Source organism: Pseudomonas poae RE*1-1-14, from assembly GCF_000336465.1.
Taxonomy (GTDB): Bacteria; Pseudomonadota; Gammaproteobacteria; order Pseudomonadales; family Pseudomonadaceae; genus Aquipseudomonas; species Aquipseudomonas poae.
Genome location: NC_020209.1, coordinates 1199873 through 1214742 on the forward strand (window position 1 = coordinate 1199873; position 14870 = coordinate 1214742).

General features: G+C 60.3%; 11 protein-coding genes, 4 tRNA genes and 1 pseudogene. 10 read left to right on the forward strand and 6 right to left on the reverse strand.

Annotated elements, in window-relative coordinates:
- Nucleotides 1-4 precede the first annotated feature (4 nt).
- Entirely contained in the window at nucleotides 5-1879 is a 1875-nt protein-coding gene (locus tag H045_RS05545; RefSeq protein WP_015371672.1) for an MFS transporter, read from the forward strand.
- Nucleotides 1880-1981: 102 nt separating this feature from the next.
- Here the strand turns inward: H045_RS05545 and sugE are convergent, their stop codons facing one another.
- From sugE to rdgC, 3 genes are all read right to left on the reverse strand, one after another.
- Nucleotides 1982-2296 (reverse strand): quaternary ammonium compound efflux SMR transporter SugE, encoded by a 315-nt coding sequence (gene sugE, locus H045_RS05550; RefSeq protein ID WP_015371673.1) that lies wholly within the window; start codon nucleotides 2294-2296, stop codon nucleotides 1982-1984.
- Nucleotides 2297-2403: 107 nt separating this feature from the next.
- The gene (locus H045_RS05555) at nucleotides 2404-3369 is read right to left on the reverse strand and encodes a bile acid:sodium symporter family protein (RefSeq protein WP_015371674.1); all 966 of its coding nucleotides are present in this window, start codon (nucleotides 3367-3369) and stop codon (nucleotides 2404-2406) included.
- 94 nt (nucleotides 3370-3463) lie between these two features.
- Nucleotides 3464-4384 (reverse strand): recombination-associated protein RdgC, encoded by a 921-nt coding sequence (gene rdgC, locus H045_RS05560; protein WP_003237110.1) that lies wholly within the window; start codon nucleotides 4382-4384, stop codon nucleotides 3464-3466.
- A 159-nt stretch (nucleotides 4385-4543) separates the two neighbouring features.
- Between rdgC and H045_RS05565 the strand changes: the two genes are divergently transcribed.
- The 4 genes from H045_RS05565 (at nucleotide 4544) to H045_RS05580 (ending at nucleotide 5062) form a co-directional block, all read left to right on the forward strand.
- A tRNA-Val gene (locus H045_RS05565) sits at nucleotides 4544-4619 on the forward strand.
- 19 nt (nucleotides 4620-4638) lie between these two features.
- Nucleotides 4639-4715 (forward strand) — tRNA-Asp (locus tag H045_RS05570).
- A gap of 175 nt (nucleotides 4716-4890) precedes the next feature.
- Nucleotides 4891-4966 (forward strand) — tRNA-Val (locus H045_RS05575).
- 19 nt (nucleotides 4967-4985) lie between these two features.
- Nucleotides 4986-5062: transfer RNA gene (locus H045_RS05580), tRNA-Asp, on the forward strand.
- Nucleotides 5063-5600: 538 nt separating this feature from the next.
- On the opposite strand, the gene H045_RS05590 is transcribed toward H045_RS05580, so the two are convergent.
- Nucleotides 5601-6806 carry an MFS transporter gene (locus tag H045_RS05590; protein WP_015371676.1) on the reverse strand — a complete coding sequence of 402 codons (1206 nt, stop codon included), beginning with the start codon at nucleotides 6804-6806 and terminating at the stop codon, nucleotides 5601-5603.
- A gap of 48 nt (nucleotides 6807-6854) precedes the next feature.
- Nucleotides 6855-7075 (reverse strand): annotated as a pseudogene (locus tag H045_RS25725) (ectoine synthase).
- 206 nt (nucleotides 7076-7281) lie between these two features.
- Between H045_RS25725 and H045_RS05595 the strand changes: the two are divergent.
- The gene (locus H045_RS05595) at nucleotides 7282-7902 is read left to right on the forward strand and encodes a TetR/AcrR family transcriptional regulator (protein WP_015371677.1); all 621 of its coding nucleotides are present in this window, start codon (nucleotides 7282-7284) and stop codon (nucleotides 7900-7902) included.
- Nucleotides 7903-7929: 27 nt separating this feature from the next.
- On the opposite strand, the gene H045_RS05600 is transcribed toward H045_RS05595, so the two are convergent.
- The gene (locus H045_RS05600; RefSeq protein ID WP_003231974.1) at nucleotides 7930-10686 is read right to left on the reverse strand and encodes a beta-glucosidase; all 2757 of its coding nucleotides are present in this window, start codon (nucleotides 10684-10686) and stop codon (nucleotides 7930-7932) included.
- Nucleotides 10687-11207: 521 nt separating this feature from the next.
- Between H045_RS05600 and H045_RS05605 the strand changes: the two genes are divergently transcribed.
- The 4 genes from H045_RS05605 to gspG all read left to right on the forward strand — a co-directional run bounded on the left by H045_RS05605 (nucleotide 11208) and on the right by gspG (nucleotide 14867).
- Nucleotides 11208-11429, forward strand: a complete 222-nt coding sequence (locus H045_RS05605) for a hypothetical protein (RefSeq protein ID WP_015371678.1) — start codon at nucleotides 11208-11210, stop codon at nucleotides 11427-11429.
- A 63-nt stretch (nucleotides 11430-11492) separates the two neighbouring features.
- Nucleotides 11493-13223 carry a type II secretion system ATPase GspE gene (gene gspE, locus H045_RS05610; RefSeq protein WP_041931445.1) on the forward strand — a complete coding sequence of 577 codons (1731 nt, stop codon included), beginning with the start codon at nucleotides 11493-11495 and terminating at the stop codon, nucleotides 13221-13223.
- Nucleotides 13220-14422 (forward strand): type II secretion system inner membrane protein GspF, encoded by a 1203-nt coding sequence (gene gspF / locus H045_RS05615; protein WP_003231967.1) that lies wholly within the window; start codon nucleotides 13220-13222, stop codon nucleotides 14420-14422. The genes gspE and gspF overlap by 4 nt, the downstream gene beginning before the upstream one ends.
- A 19-nt stretch (nucleotides 14423-14441) precedes the next feature.
- The gene (gene gspG, locus H045_RS05620) at nucleotides 14442-14867 is read left to right on the forward strand and encodes a type II secretion system major pseudopilin GspG (RefSeq protein WP_003231965.1); all 426 of its coding nucleotides are present in this window, start codon (nucleotides 14442-14444) and stop codon (nucleotides 14865-14867) included.
- Nucleotides 14868-14870 lie beyond the last annotated feature (3 nt).

Genomic DNA, 14870 nt, shown 5'->3' on the forward strand with positions numbered 1-14870 from the left:
GACGATGAGCCACCCCTCACAATTCACCTTGCTGCGCACCCGGCGTTTCCTGCCGTTTTTCATCACCCAGTTGCTGGGCGCGTTCAACGACAACATTTTCAAGCAATCGCTGATCCTGGCGATTCTCTACAAGCTGACCCTCGACGGTGATCGCTCGATCTGGGTCAACCTCTGCGCCTTGCTGTTTATCCTGCCGTTCTTCCTGTTCTCGGCGCTGGCCGGGCAGTTTGGCGAGAAATTCAACAAGGATGCGTTGATCCGCGCGATCAAGATCGGCGAAATCGTGATCATGGCCGTGGGCGCCACCGGCTTGCTGACCCATCACCTGGAGCTGATGTTGCTGGCGCTGTTTGCCATGGGCACGCACTCGGCGCTGTTCGGCCCGGTGAAGTATTCGATCATGCCCCAGGCCTTGCATGACGATGAGCTGGTGGGTGGCAACGGTCTGGTGGAGATGGGCACGTTCCTCGCGATCCTGGCCGGCACCATTGGCGCGGGGATCATGATGTCATCCGTCCATTACGCGCCCTGGGTGGCCACCGCAATTGTCGGCGTGGCGGTGCTGGGCTACCTGGCCAGCCGCAGCATTCCGCGGGCAGCGGCGTCCACCCCGCACTTGCGCCTGGACTGGAATATTTTCACCCAGTCGTGGGCTACCTTGCGCATGGGCCTGGGGCAGACGCCTGCGGTGTCGCGTTCGATCGTCGGTAACTCATGGTTCTGGTTTGTCGGGGCGATTTACCTCACGCAGATCCCGGCCTACGCCAAGGAGTGGCTGTACGGCGACGAAACCGTGGTGACGCTGATCCTCACGGTGTTCTCGGTGGGCATTGCGCTGGGCTCAATGCTCTGCGAAAAACTCTCCGGGCGTAAGGTGGAGATCGGCCTGGTGCCGTTCGGCTCGTTCGGTTTGACGGTGTTCGGCCTGCTGCTGTGGTGGCATTCCGGCGGCTTCGTGCAGAACGTCCAGCCCAACGACTGGCTGGCCGTGCTCGGTTACGGCCAGGCGTGGTGGGTGTTGTTGGATATTCTCGGCCTGGGCGTGTTTGGCGGTTTCTACATCGTGCCGCTGTACGCGTTGATCCAGTCGCGCACCGCCGAAAACGAACGTGCGCGGGTGATCGCCGCCAACAACATTCTCAACGCATTGTTCATGGTGGTATCGGCCATCGTGTCGATCCTGCTGCTGAGCGTGGCCAAGCTGTCGATCCCGGAATTGTTCCTGGTGGTGTCGCTGCTCAATATCGCGGTCAACACCTACATTTTCAGGATCGTCCCCGAGTTCACCATGCGCTTCATGATCTGGCTGCTCAGCCATTCCATGTACCGCGTGGAGCACCGCAACCTGGAGCAGATCCCCGACGAGGGTGCCGCCTTGCTGGTGTGCAACCACGTGTCGTTTGTCGACGCGCTGTTGATCGGCGGCGCGGTGCGTCGGCCAATCCGCTTCGTGATGTATTACAAGATCTACCGTCTGCCGGTGCTGAACTTCATCTTTCGTACCGCCGGGGCGATTCCGATTGCCGGGCGGCATGAGGATATTCACATCTACGAGAAGGCATTCACGCGTATTGCCCGGTATCTGCAAGAGGGCGAACTGGTGTGCATCTTCCCCGAGGGCAAGTTGACAGCTGACGGCGAGATGAATGAGTTTCGCGGTGGTCTGACGCGCATTCTCGAGGAGACGCCGGTGCCAGTGATTCCGATGGCGCTACAGGGATTGTGGGGCAGTTTTTTCAGCCGCGATCCGCACAAGGGATTCTTTCATCGCATCTGGTCGAGGGTGGTGCTGGTGGCGGGCGAGCCGGTATCGGTCGAGTCGGCGACGCCTGCTCATTTGCAGGCGGTGGTGGGTGGGTTGCGCGCCAGTATCAGGTAGGTTTGTGTCGGCAGTGAGGGCCTCATCGCAGGCAAGCCAGCTCCCACATTTGAAATGCATTCCAAATGTCGGAGCTGGCTTGCCTGCGATAGCGGTACGGAATTAGGTGCTGATCTTGAGGCCAATGAGTCCGCAGATAATCAACGCCACACTCGCCAATCGGAACAGCGCCATGGATTCCCCAAACAGAACAATCCCGGCAATCACCGTGCCCACCGCGCCCACGCCAGTCCAGATGGCATAGGCGGTGCCCAGCGGCAGTTCCTTCATGGCCAGGCCCAGCAGGCCGAGGCTTATCGCCATGGCGGCAATCGTCAGCGCGGTGGGCAGCGGCTTGCTGAAACCGTCTGTGTACTTCAAACCGACGGCCCAGCCGACTTCAAACAGACCGGCAAAAAACAGAATGATCCAGGACATGATGACCTCGCTTTCTCAGGCGGGGTCGTCCCCGGGTTTGGCGCTTTGACAGCGTCGCGAGGTCGTCCCCGCGAGGCTCGGTAGAGTGCCGAAGATTGATCGAACGATCAAGTTTGCGGCGCGTCCTCCAGCAAGCGACGGTCTTCTTTCTCGCTCATGCGCCGGAAGTACGTCGACAGCAGCGCCCCGGAAATATTGTGCCAGACGCTGAACAACGCGCTCGGCACCGCCGCCAGGGGCGAGAAGTGCGCGCTGGCCAATGCCGCGCCCAGCCCGGAATTCTGCATGCCCACTTCCAGCGCGAGCGATTTGCGCTGAGCCAGCGGCAGCTTGAACACCCGTCCGGTGAAGTAGCCCAGCAGGTAGCCGAAGCTGTTGTGCAGCATCACCACGGCCATGATCAGCAGGCCCGACTCGGCGATTTTCGCCTGGCTGGCAGCCACCACCGCGGCGACGATGATCACGATGCTTATCACCGACACCAGCGGCAGCACGTCCACCGCATGGCGCACCCGCGCGCCAAGCACGCGTTGCGCCACCACGCCGAGTACGATCGGCAGCAACACCACCTGCAGGATCGACCAGAACAGCTCCATGAACGACACCGGCAGCCAGGCCGAGGCCAGCAGCCAGATCAATGCTGGCGTGAGCAGCGGGGCGAGGAGGGTGGTGACGGCGGCAATCGCCACCGACAGGGCCAGGTCGCCTCGGGCCAGCCAGGTCATCACGTTGGACGAAGTGCCGCTCGGACAGCAGCCGACCAGGATAACGCCCACTGCAATTTCCGGCGGCAGGTTGAAGGCCCGGCACAGCAACCAGGCAACCCCCGGCATGATCACGAAGTGCGCGACCACGCCCAGGGCCACACGCCACGGGTGGCGGGCGACCTCTGCGAAGTCTTCAAGTTTGAGGGTCAGCCCCATGCCGAACATCACCAGGCCCAGCAGCGGGACGATGGCGCTTTTCAGGCCAAGGAACCAGCCGGGTTCGAGGAAGGCGAGCACCGCGAAGATCAACACCCAGTAAGCGAAGGTATTACCAACGAAGCGGCTCAGTGCGGCGAGTGCGCGCATGGGGATGTCCTTTTTATTGGATTCTTGAAGTGTAAACACAGATCAAATGTGGGAGTGAGCAAGCCCGCTCCCACATTTTGATCTTCACATGGCGTTAGATGCCCTGTGGGTTTTCTTCGCCGCCCAGTGCTTCCACCAACGCTGGCAGGAAATCGCCAAAGGTCAGCATCATCAGGGTAAAGCTGGCGTCCAGTTGGCCCAGGGCTTCGTCGCCGCCGTCCTGTTCAGCCTGGTCCTGCAGCAGGTCTTCGAATTTCAGGCGCTTGACGGTCATCTTGTCGTCGAGCATGAACGACAGCTTGTCCTGCCAGGCCAGCGACAACTGGGTCACGACCTTGCCGGTGGTCAGGTGCAGCTGGATTTCTTCCCCGGTCAGGTCCTGGCGCTTGCAACGCACGATGCCACCGTCTTCGTGGGTGTCGCGCAGTTCGCATTCGTCGAGGACGAAGAAATCGTCGGCCGGCTTCTGGGTGGTGACCCAGTCGGTCATGATTGCGGTCGGTGCGGTTTTCACGGTGAGCGGGCGTACTGGCAGGGTGCCGATCACTTCGCGCAGGGTCGACAGCAGGTCTTCGGCGCGTTTCGGGCTGGCCGAGTTGACCAGTATCAAGCCTTGTTTCGGCGCGATGGCGGCGAACGTCGACGAGCGACGAATAAACGCACGCGGCAGGAACGCCTGGATGATTTCATCCTTGATCTGATCGCGTTCCTTTTTATAGACCTTGCGCATCTGCTCGGCCTCGATCTCGTCGACTTTCTCCTTGACCGCATCACGCACCACGCTGCCCGGCAGGATACGTTCTTCCTTGCGCGCGGCAATCAGCAGGAAGTCGCCGCTGACGTGAACCAGCGGCGCGTCCTCACCTTTACCGAAAGGGGCGACAAAACCGTAAGTGGTCAGCTCCTGGCTCGCACACGGGCGCGCCAGTTTGGTGGCCATGGCCGCTTCCAACGCCTCGGCATCAACAGGCAGATCTTGGGTCAGGCGATAGATAAGCAGGTTCTTGAACCACATGGGGTGAGTCTCTCCTCTATACAAAGGGGGGCATTATTCTCTTGATACGGGCGCAGGCCAACCCTGCGTAAGCCATTGGAAGGGCTGAAAAAAAAGATTTAAGAAAGTACTTGCCAGACCCAGGGTCGCTCCGTAGAATGCGCGCCACACCGAAACGAAGGGTGATTAGCTCAGCTGGGAGAGCATCTGCCTTACAAGCAGAGGGTCGGCGGTTCGATCCCGTCATCACCCACCATTCGCTTCACGTGTTACGCGCAGCGGTAGTTCAGTCGGTTAGAATACCGGCCTGTCACGCCGGGGGTCGCGGGTTCGAGTCCCGTCCGCTGCGCCATATTCGGTTATCTGGAACGCTGAACGCCAGGTCACCACGGAAAGCCCGCTTAATCGCGGGCTTTTTATTGTCCAAAATATGGCAAACAGTCGTGAGCTGATCTTTTTTAAATAAAGTGCATTTAAATCAAGACATTACGATTTTTTGGTGTATGATGCGCCCACACCGAAACGAAGGGTGATTAGCTCAGCTGGGAGAGCATCTGCCTTACAAGCAGAGGGTCGGCGGTTCGATCCCGTCATCACCCACCATTCGCTTCATGTGTTACGCGCAGCGGTAGTTCAGTCGGTTAGAATACCGGCCTGTCACGCCGGGGGTCGCGGGTTCGAGTCCCGTCCGCTGCGCCATATTTGCTTCCGCCAAGGCCAATTGAGCGCCTGGAAGCCACGGAAATATCGGCCTTGCGCCGCTTTTTTCGTTTCTGAGTTCCATTGAAACTCCTCTCCAGTCACGGATTTCAAGTCCACCGCTGGCACTGTCTTTTGCGATTTGTTGCGCATCAATTTTTATATTGGTTCGTCTACCGCTGGGTTGTATTCCCTATCTTGATGCTGATTTCGACTTCCAACGGTTTTCAGAAACAATATTTTGAATCGTTCGTGGGCAAGCCACTCGGGAAAATCTACCGTCCAGGCGCCAAGCAACCTATCCGCTTCCATGCTCAGCAGAGCACTGAAGCATTCCAATGCGCCTATGCGTTGGAATGCGCTAACGAGGTTTCGGCACTCAAATGCTGGCTGCAGGATGGCTGGGACGGTCAGAAGGTTGATGGGTCCCGCTTATAGCGCCGCGCTCATGTGAGTACGAGGCGCTACGTTCGCCTTTACTTTCAGCCCGATTCCAAGGAAGTGAATTCAGCCATACTTTCATTTTCCGGCTTCTTGGTCAGACTCGAGAGTCAAGCTCGGGACTGGGCCGCGAACCGTTGAACCACCACATAGCAAATGCGCCAAGAATGGTGGTCAACACGGCCAGAATCAGGATTACGTTCTGGGTGCCCAAGGGCGAAGCTAACAAAGCTACCAGTAAACCTGCCAGGGGCTGGGATATGTTGTTCAGCAGCGTGATCACGCCTACCGTCTTGCCGAAGTCCTGAGGCGGTATTACCCGCTGCCGGATAGTGCGCATGTAGACGTTGAACATTTTGTCAAAGCCGACGATTAACAGGAAACCCAGCACATAGCCGAATAGATTCGGACTCAGGGCGCTGATGAATGCCCCAGTTGCGATCATTGAATATCCGACCCACCCTAGGACCCGCAGAGGCACCACAACCCGAGCGAGGAGAAAAAGGATCAAGATTGTTGTCACTGCACCTCCCGCTTGCAGTGCTGCATAGCTATCCTTGCCGGCGCTGTATTGGCCGATGACCATGGCCGCCGAGGTCGCCAAGGTGACGCCGACGATCAGGTTGACGCCTACCGCCAGAGTGATGATCTTTTTTAATTCCGCCAGGCTACGGATATGCCCAAAAGCGATCCTCAAGGGCTGCAGCCAGATGTCTTGATGCTGCTCGAACACCTCTAGCGTAATACGGCTAAGACGTTGCCACGCCAGCATGCTTATGTCTGCCAGCAGAAATAATCCGGCGATCCAAAGCACTACCCAGTGCCAAGCCCAAACTTCGAGCATCAATGCCGCCACCAGAGGTCCGAGTACCAGTCCTGTCTGATCGGCTATCTGGGAATAGGACAAGGTTTTGGTGTAGCTGTAGTGCCGGAAGATAGGCGGCATAAGCACTTCACGAGCCATGATGCCTTGCGTGGTTAGCACTCCGCACAGTGCCGACAGGACCATCACCCAGCCGATACCACCAAAGATTCCGTAAAGCGCCATCGCCAGCACACAGAGCAATGCCCGGTAGACCTGACTGATATGCAGGATCTTGATAGGCGAGTATTTGTCGCACAGGGCGCCGCACAAGGGGAGCACGAGAAATCGCGGTAGTGATTCGACGAAAAACGCCAGCCCTGCCCACGAAGCGCTGTTGGTGGTCTGGAATACCACCAGCGGCACAATAAATAACAGGATCTGATCCGCCAGCCTTGATAGAAAGAGGGAGATGAAAAAGGCGAGGTAATCCTTACGCATAGGGAACTCCTTTGAGTAAGCGAAGCAGCATAGCGGTCAGAAGAAACATCAGTAAGCCGATCCCGAGCGGTCATTGAGATTATGTCTCTCATCACCACGCAGTGGCGGATTGAAGACGCTAACCAGAATTAGGTCCTGTCCCTTGCCTGCGCGCAAGAAATGCCGATCATGCTGATCAAGCACATAGACATCCCCAGGCGGATCGGAAATACGGTGCCTTGCATGTCTTCGACTTCACCTTCTCCAGCAATGCAATAGCACGCCTCCAGGTGGTTTCGGTAATTATTCGGATGCGGATATCCAAGCGATCTACGGCAATAATTTCATGTGTATTGCAAAGGCAACCTGGCCAGGATCGAATGCTGAGACTTGAATCGCACCCCGTTAATTGCGCACGCGTTTCGGCACCTCGCGCTTTATTTGCGACCCGCCCGCAATTTGGATACGGTGCACGCCTGCCCACAAGGACGTCCCCATGATCAAGCCTGCACCCAAGACCCGCCGCGCGCCCAAAGGTGAAAAACGCCGCGAAGAGCTGCTCGACGCAGCCTTGCAGGTGTTTTCCCTGGACGGCTACAGCGGCGCTTCCGTGGCCCGGGTGGCGGCGATTGCCGGCATCTCGGTGGCCGGCCTGCTGCATCACTTTCCCAGCAAGATTTCCCTGTTGATGGGCGTGCTGCAGCGCCGCGACGAGGTGAATCAACGGATTGCCGACGAGGTGCGGGCGGAGAAATCACTGTCCGGGTTGCTTGGCAGCCTGCGCGCGATCAATCGCTCCAACGCCAGTGCGCCAGGCGTAGTGCGGGCGTTCACGATTTTGAATGCAGAAAATCTGCTCGACACGCAACCCGCCTGGACCTGGTTCCAGGAGCGCTATGCGGGCATTCAACAACGCCTGCATGGGCAGTTTGCTGATCTGGTGGCGATGGGGGAGGTGCGCGGGGATGTGGACCTTGCCGGGCTGACCGAAGAAATCCTGGCCATGATGGACGGCCTGCAGATCCAGTGGCTGCGCTTTCCCGAGCAGGTGGACCTGGTGGCGCGGTTTGATACTTACATCGCGCGGGTCGATGCAGCCATCAGGGTTCGTCCCTGAACCGTGATCTATCCCTGAATCAACCGATCAATTGCCGGCTGCGCTGCCCTGGCTGCTGTCATCGGACATGTCGTAGCCATCACCTTCGCTGGTGTCGCTGTCGGCATTTTCGTTCTGCTTGAGCACGCCACCGGTCTTCACCTTTGGCGCTTCACGCAGCGTCGAATTGAGTGCCGAACGTGGCAGCGGGTTGCTGCTGGTGGTCGACAGTTCCTGGCGGAACGAGTTGACCAGTTTGGCGTTCAGGCGGATGTCCTGGGACGACCCACCCACCGACAGGTTGAAGCTGTCGGCATCGACCACCCACTGCTTGCTGGCCTCGTCAAAGTAGGCAAGCGAGCGATCGTTCAGCTCGATGGTCACGCGCTTGCTTTCGCCCGGCTTGAGGAACACTTTCTTGTAGCCCTTGAGCTCTTTGGGCGCACGTTCAACCTTGGGATTGTTCTGCCCCACATACAGCTCGGCCACCTCGGCACCGGCGACCTTGCCGGTGTTGGCCAGGTCGAACGATACCTTGATCGGTGCGCCGGCCACCGCGACCCCGGGGGTCACGCTGATGTTGCTGTAACCGAAGGTGGTGTAGGACAGGCCATAGCCGAACGGGTAGAGCGGCTTTATGCCTTTTTTCTCGTAACCGCGATAGCCGACGAACAGGTCATCCTTGTAGCTCATCTCGGCCAGGGTTTCCTGGTTGTCGAACTTGGGGAAGGTCGCGTAGATCGGGTTGTCTTCGATGTTGCGTTCAATACTGATCGGCAGCTTGGCCGACGGATTGACCTTGCCCAGCAGGATTTCCGCCAGGGCCTGACCGCCGTTCTGCCCAGGGTAGAACGCGTGCAACGCGGCCGGCACCTGGTCGATCCAGTCGCTCATTTTCAGCCCGGTGCCGCCGTGCAGGGTCACCACGGTGTTCGGGTTGACCTTGGCGATGCTCTGGATCAGTTGGCCCTGGAACTCCGGCAAGTCGAAGCTGTGGTCGAAGCCTTCGCCTTCGTATTCACTGCTGTTGCCGGCCGCTACCAGCACGGCGTCGTACTTGGCCAGATCCTGCGGAGCAACCAGCGACGCCCAGCTCATCTGCACGCCTACCAGGCCGCCCATGGTCGAGAGGTAGCCGTTACGGCGCGAATATTCAAGCTTGATGTCCACCGGCTTGCCGGCTTCCAGGTTGACCTTGGCGAACACAGGAATGGTCGGCGGGATGCTGTTGTTCGGCAGCGGCTTGCCGTCGCCGTTGTCGAGCACTTTCTTGCCGTTGACGTAGAGGCGCACCGCACCGTCGGCGCGGACCTTGAACACCTGTTCGCCGCTGACAGTCGGGGTGATCTGGCCGCTGTAGCGGATCGACGTGGCGGCCGTGTCGCCGTTCACCGGCAGGCTGTCGGTCGACCAGTCCAGGTCAACGTGCTGGTCGGTACGGCTGGCCGCCGGGTCGCCGGACCAGTTGGTGTTGCTGAAGAATTCGGTCTTCACGCCTTTGACGCTGTTGCCGTTGCCGTCCTGGTGAGTCCAGTTCGAGGTGGTCGGGTCCAGGGACAGGCCGTCGATGAACTCGACCTTGGCGCCCGGCGCCAGTTGCTGCAGGCCGCTCAGCTCGCTGACGTAGTTGGCGGCCATCACGTTCGCGCTGCCGAAACCGGTCGGCGGTGCGTACTTGGCCAGGTTGCCCACCACAGCAATGGTCTTGACCTTTTTCGCATCCAGCGGCAGCAGGTTGTTCTGGTTTTTCAGCAGCACGATACCTTCGCGCGCCGCGTTCAGCGCCACGCGGTTGCTGGTGGCGCTGTTCATGTTGTGGCTGGTCAACGGCGCCTTGCTGTCGAACTTGTACAGGTAAATCTGCTTGAGGATGCGGCGCACCTTGTCATCGATGGTCGCGCTGCTCAGTTCGCCACTGTCCAGAAACGGTTTGAGCACCGTGCTGTTCATCTGGTAGCCCATCATGTCCAGGTCGGTGCCGGCCTGCGCGGCGGGCAGGCCGTTGACCACGGCGTTGTAGTCGCTCTGGACGAAGCCTGGATAGCCCCATTCGGTTTTCAGGATGTCGTGGATCAGGTGCGAGTTTTCACAGGCGAATTCGCCGTTCACCTTCTGGAATGCACACATCATCATCGCCACCTTGCTGTTCTTCGAAGCGGACTCGAAGGGCGGCAGGGTCATCTCGCGCAGCACGCGCTCGCTGATGGTTTCGTTGAGGTGGAAGCGGTTGCTTTCCTGGTCGTTGGCCGCGTAGTGCTTGGCGTTGGCCCACACCCCACGTGACTGGATGCCGTTGATCAGTGCCGGGCCCAGGCTGGCGCCGAGGAACGGGTCTTCACCGGACAGGTATTCGAAAGCACGGCCGCTGTAGGGCATGCGGTACAGGTTCATGCCGGGGCCGGTGACGAACTGGTAACCACCGCTGGCGGTGTCGTAGCCCAGGGCACGACCCACGTCGATGGCGCGGCGCGGGTTCCAGCTGGCCGCCAGGTTCGGGCCGGAGGGGTACACCACGCCCTGGGCATTACCCTCGCTGGTGTAGCGCACGCCCACGCCGCCATCAGCGCCGTGAATCTGCGGGATACCATACTGGCTCAGCGGCTTGACGTCCCAACCACCGGTGCCGCCGATGTAGGCGAGTTTTTCTTCCATGGTCATCTTGGCCAGGGTTTTATCCGCTGCCTTTTCCGCGCGGTTCACGCGACCTTCATCCAGTGCCGGGTTGGTCGCCGCGTGCACCTGGGATACCGCCAGTGCCAGCAGGGCAAAAGCCGACTGCGCACCGATCATCTTGCGTTTACTCATGGGGCTCTCCAGTTACTGTTTTATTGAACATGGCGCTGCAACAAGTGTGTTCCAGCGCACACGCTCGTCACTTTTTCACAGGCAATAGTTGGCCATGAACGCAATTTTTAGCCGATGGCTAATTGCGATTACTTGGCGAATTTCACTGTTTTAAGAGTGTTAAAAATGTGTGAGTTATTCTTGTAAGTAATGTCTATGCGATATCATGCGATGGCATTTTGAATCGCAAAAACCCGATAATTAAGGCAATTCTTGCGGTAATAAGTCAAACAAAAGCTATTTTTTGCGCGAAATAAGAAATATTTCATTACGTTTTGGAACCAATATTAAACCTACTGGTCGATTGGTTTAAGAAAATGTCAGCCGGGGTGGCGAACTAGTGGCTCTGCCAGATAGTTCTAAAAGGCCATGCCCTAAACAGGCTGTCATATACACGGCTTTGGTGTAGGGTCTTGAGCGAGTTCAAGACGCCACTCGAGCTAATCGCTGTTGTCGATCTGTTGTTGATCTGGAGAAAGTTGATGAAGATTTCCCTGTTGAGTGCCGGTGTTGTGCTGGGCGTTGCACTGAGTGGCGCAGCCATGGCCGCTGAATCCACCGATGCCGACGCCACGTCCGGCGCCACCGATTCCACCGTGCTGACCCAGGCCCACGACGCCAAGGCAGCCAAAAAACAGAAGGCAGAAACCACCAAGGGCGGTCGTCCGCAGAACAATTCGGGCACGTCGAAAACGTCCAACTAAGCACAGCCCTTTGCAGGAGCGCCCCCCTGGCTCCTGCAAACTACTCCTCTCAGACAGTCGCCCATGCCCAGCCCGTCAACACCCCTCAATGCCTGCCAGATGCACATCCCGGATACCGATCAGGTATGCGCGTGGCTGATGCGACAGGCCGGGTTGAAAACCGTTGACCTGGAGCGCGCCCGGCGCCTGTCACAGGAATCCGACGACACCGAATTGCTGGGCCTGCTCACTCGCCTGGGGCTGGTCTCGGAACTGGAGCTGGCCCGCGCCTGGGCCGACCTGCTCGGCGCCCCGTTGGTGCTGGCCGATGCCGCACCGCCGTTGCTCGATCCCTTGCCGGTACTGACCGAGCGCTTCATGCGCCATTACCAGGTGGTGCCCGTGGGCTGGAGCCAGGGCGGTTTGCGCGTGCTGGCCGCCAACCCCGCCCAGGTCTATCCGTTCCAGGCCATGGCTTATGCCTGCGACGTACCGGTGTGGCTGGCGGTGGGCCCGCGCAATGAGGTCGAAACCCTGATCGAGCGGTACTACGGCCAGGGCCGCTCGGCCATGGGCACCCTGATCGAAAACCTCGACGAGCAGGGCGGCACGCTGGAAGACATCGAACACCTCAAGGACATGGCCTCCGAAGCGCCGGTGATTCGCCTGGTCAACCTGATCCTGCAGCGCGCGGTGGAACATCGCGCCTCCGACATCCATATCGAACCTTTTGAAAACCAGCTCAAGGTGCGCTACCGCATCGATGGCGTGCTGCACGAAGCCGAAGCGCCGCCATCGAGCTCATCGGCGGCGGTGATTTCGCGGGTAAAGATCATGGCGCGCCTGGACATCGCCGAGCGGCGCCTGCCCCAGGATGGCCGCATCATGCTGCGCATCCAGGGCAAGGAACTCGACTTGCGGGTGTCCACCGTACCCACCAGTTTTGGCGAATCGGTGGTGATGCGCCTGCTCGATCGGCAGACCGTGCAGTTCGATTTCCAGAGCCTGGGCTTCGACGGCCAGCGCCTGGAAACCTTCCTTGAAGTGCTGGAACGGCCCCACGGCATCCTGCTGGTCACCGGCCCCACCGGCTCGGGCAAGACCACCACGCTGTACACCGCGCTGTCGCGGCTCAATACCGCCGAGCGCAAGATCATCACCGTTGAAGACCCGGTGGAATACCAGCTCGAAGGCATCAACCAGATCCAGGTCAAGCCGGCCATCGGCCTGGACTTTGCCGGCGCGCTGCGCTCCATCGTGCGGCAGGACCCGGACGTGATCATGATCGGTGAAATCCGCGACCTCGAAACCTGCCGCATCGCCATCCAGTCTTCGCTGACCGGCCACCTGGTGCTCTCGACCCTGCACACCAACAGCGCCGCGGCGAGTATCACGCGCCTGTTGGACATGGGCGTCGAAAGCTACCTGATCGCCTCGACGGTCAACGGCATCCTCGCCCAGCGCCTGGTGCGCCGTCTCGACCCGGCCACCCGTGAAGCCTTCGAAGCGCCGCCGGAACTGATCGCCGAACACGGCCTCGATCGCTTCACCGAGCAGCGTCCGATTCTGCTTTACCGACCCCGCGCCGACGCGCCGGGCGGTGGCTATCATGGGCGCAGCGCAATCACCGAATTGCTGGTGATGAACGACGAACTGCGTAGCCTGCTGATGCGCCAGGCCGACGCCGCCACCCTCGAACAGGCCGCCCGCCGTGGTGGCCTGCGCACCTTGCACGAAGAGGGCCTGCGCCAGGCCGTGGCGGGTGTCACCTCGCTGGAAGAAGTGCTGCGGGTCACCCGTGGAGACGGCGCGTGAGCCTGTTCAAATACCGCGCCCTCGACAGCCAGGGCCAGCCGCAAAACGGCACCCTCGAAGCCCGGGACCAGGACGCCGCCGTCGCCGCGCTGCACAAGCGCGGCCTGCTGTTGCTGCACATCGATGTGGCCGGCGCCCAGGGCCTGCGCAAGGCCTTCGGCCGTGGCCAATTGAACGGCGCGGCGCTGGTCAGTTTCACCCAGCAACTGGCAACCTTGCTGGGTGCCGGCCAACCCCTGGAACGCTCCCTGGGCATTCTGCTCAAACAGCCCGGACAGCCGCAGACCCGCGCGCTGATCGAGCGCATTCGCGAACACGTCAAGGCCGGCCAGCCGTTATCCAAGGCGCTGGAGGAGGAGGGCAGCCAGTTCTCGCCGCTGTACCTGAGCATGGTGCGCGCCGGCGAGGCCGGTGGCGCCCTGGAGAACACCCTGCGCCAGCTCAGTGATTACCTGGAACGCAGCCAGCTGTTAAGAGGGGAGGTCATCAACGCGCTGATCTACCCCGCATTTCTGGTGGTCGGCGTGCTCGGTTCGCTGGCCCTTCTGCTGGCGTACGTGGTGCCGCAGTTCGTGCCGATCTTCAAGGACCTGGGCGTGCCGATCCCGTTGATCACCGAAGTGATCCTGGGCCTCGGGCAGTTTCTGGGTGCGTACGGGCTGGCCGTGCTGGCCGGCCTGATCGTGATCTGCTGGACACTGGCCGCGCGCCTGCGCGACCCGCAGCGGCGTGAACGTTATGACCGGCGCCTGCTCGGCATCCGCGTGATCGGCCCGTTGCTGCAACGCGTCGAGGCGGCCCGCTTGACGCGCACCCTGGGCACCTTGCTCAGCAATGGCGTGGCGCTGCTGCAAGCGCTGGTCATCGCGCGGCAGGTCTGCACCAACCGCGCGCTGCAGGCGCAGGTCGCCGACGCCGCCGACTCGGTCAAGGGCGGCGGCACCCTGGCCAGCGCCTTTGGCGCGCAACCGCTGCTGCCGGACCTGGCTCTGCAAATGATTGAAGTCGGCGAACAGGCCGGCGAACTCGACAGCATGCTGCTCAAGGTCGCCGACGTGTTCGACGTGGAGGCCAAACGCGGCATCGACCGCCTGCTGGCCGCCCTGGTGCCGTCCCTGACCGTGGTCATGGCGGTGCTGGTGGCGGTGATCATGCTGGCGATCATGCTGCCGTTGATGAGCCTGACCAGCAATATATGAACCCTTGAGGAAGCAACCCATGCGTCACACCCGATTCAAGCCTGCCCGCCGCCAGGGCGGTTTTACCCTGCTGGAAATGCTCGCAGTGATCGTGCTGCTGGGCATCGTCGCCACCATCGTGGTGCGCCAGGTTGGCGGTAACGTCGACAAGGGCAAGTACGGCGCCGGCAAGGCACAGTTGGCCAGCCTGGGCATGAAGATCGAAAGCTACGGGCTGGACGTCGGCTCGCCGCCCAAATCCCTGCAGCAACTGGTCGAAAAACCGGGCAACACCGCCGGTTGGGCCGGTCCGTACGCCAAGCAGTCGGACCTCAAGGACCCGTTCGGCCATGCCTTCGGCTATCGCTTCCCCGGCGAGCACGGCGCGTTCGACCTGATTTTCTACGGTCAGGACGGCCAGCCCGGCGGCGAAGGCTACAGCGCCGACCTGGGCAACTGGGAATAAACC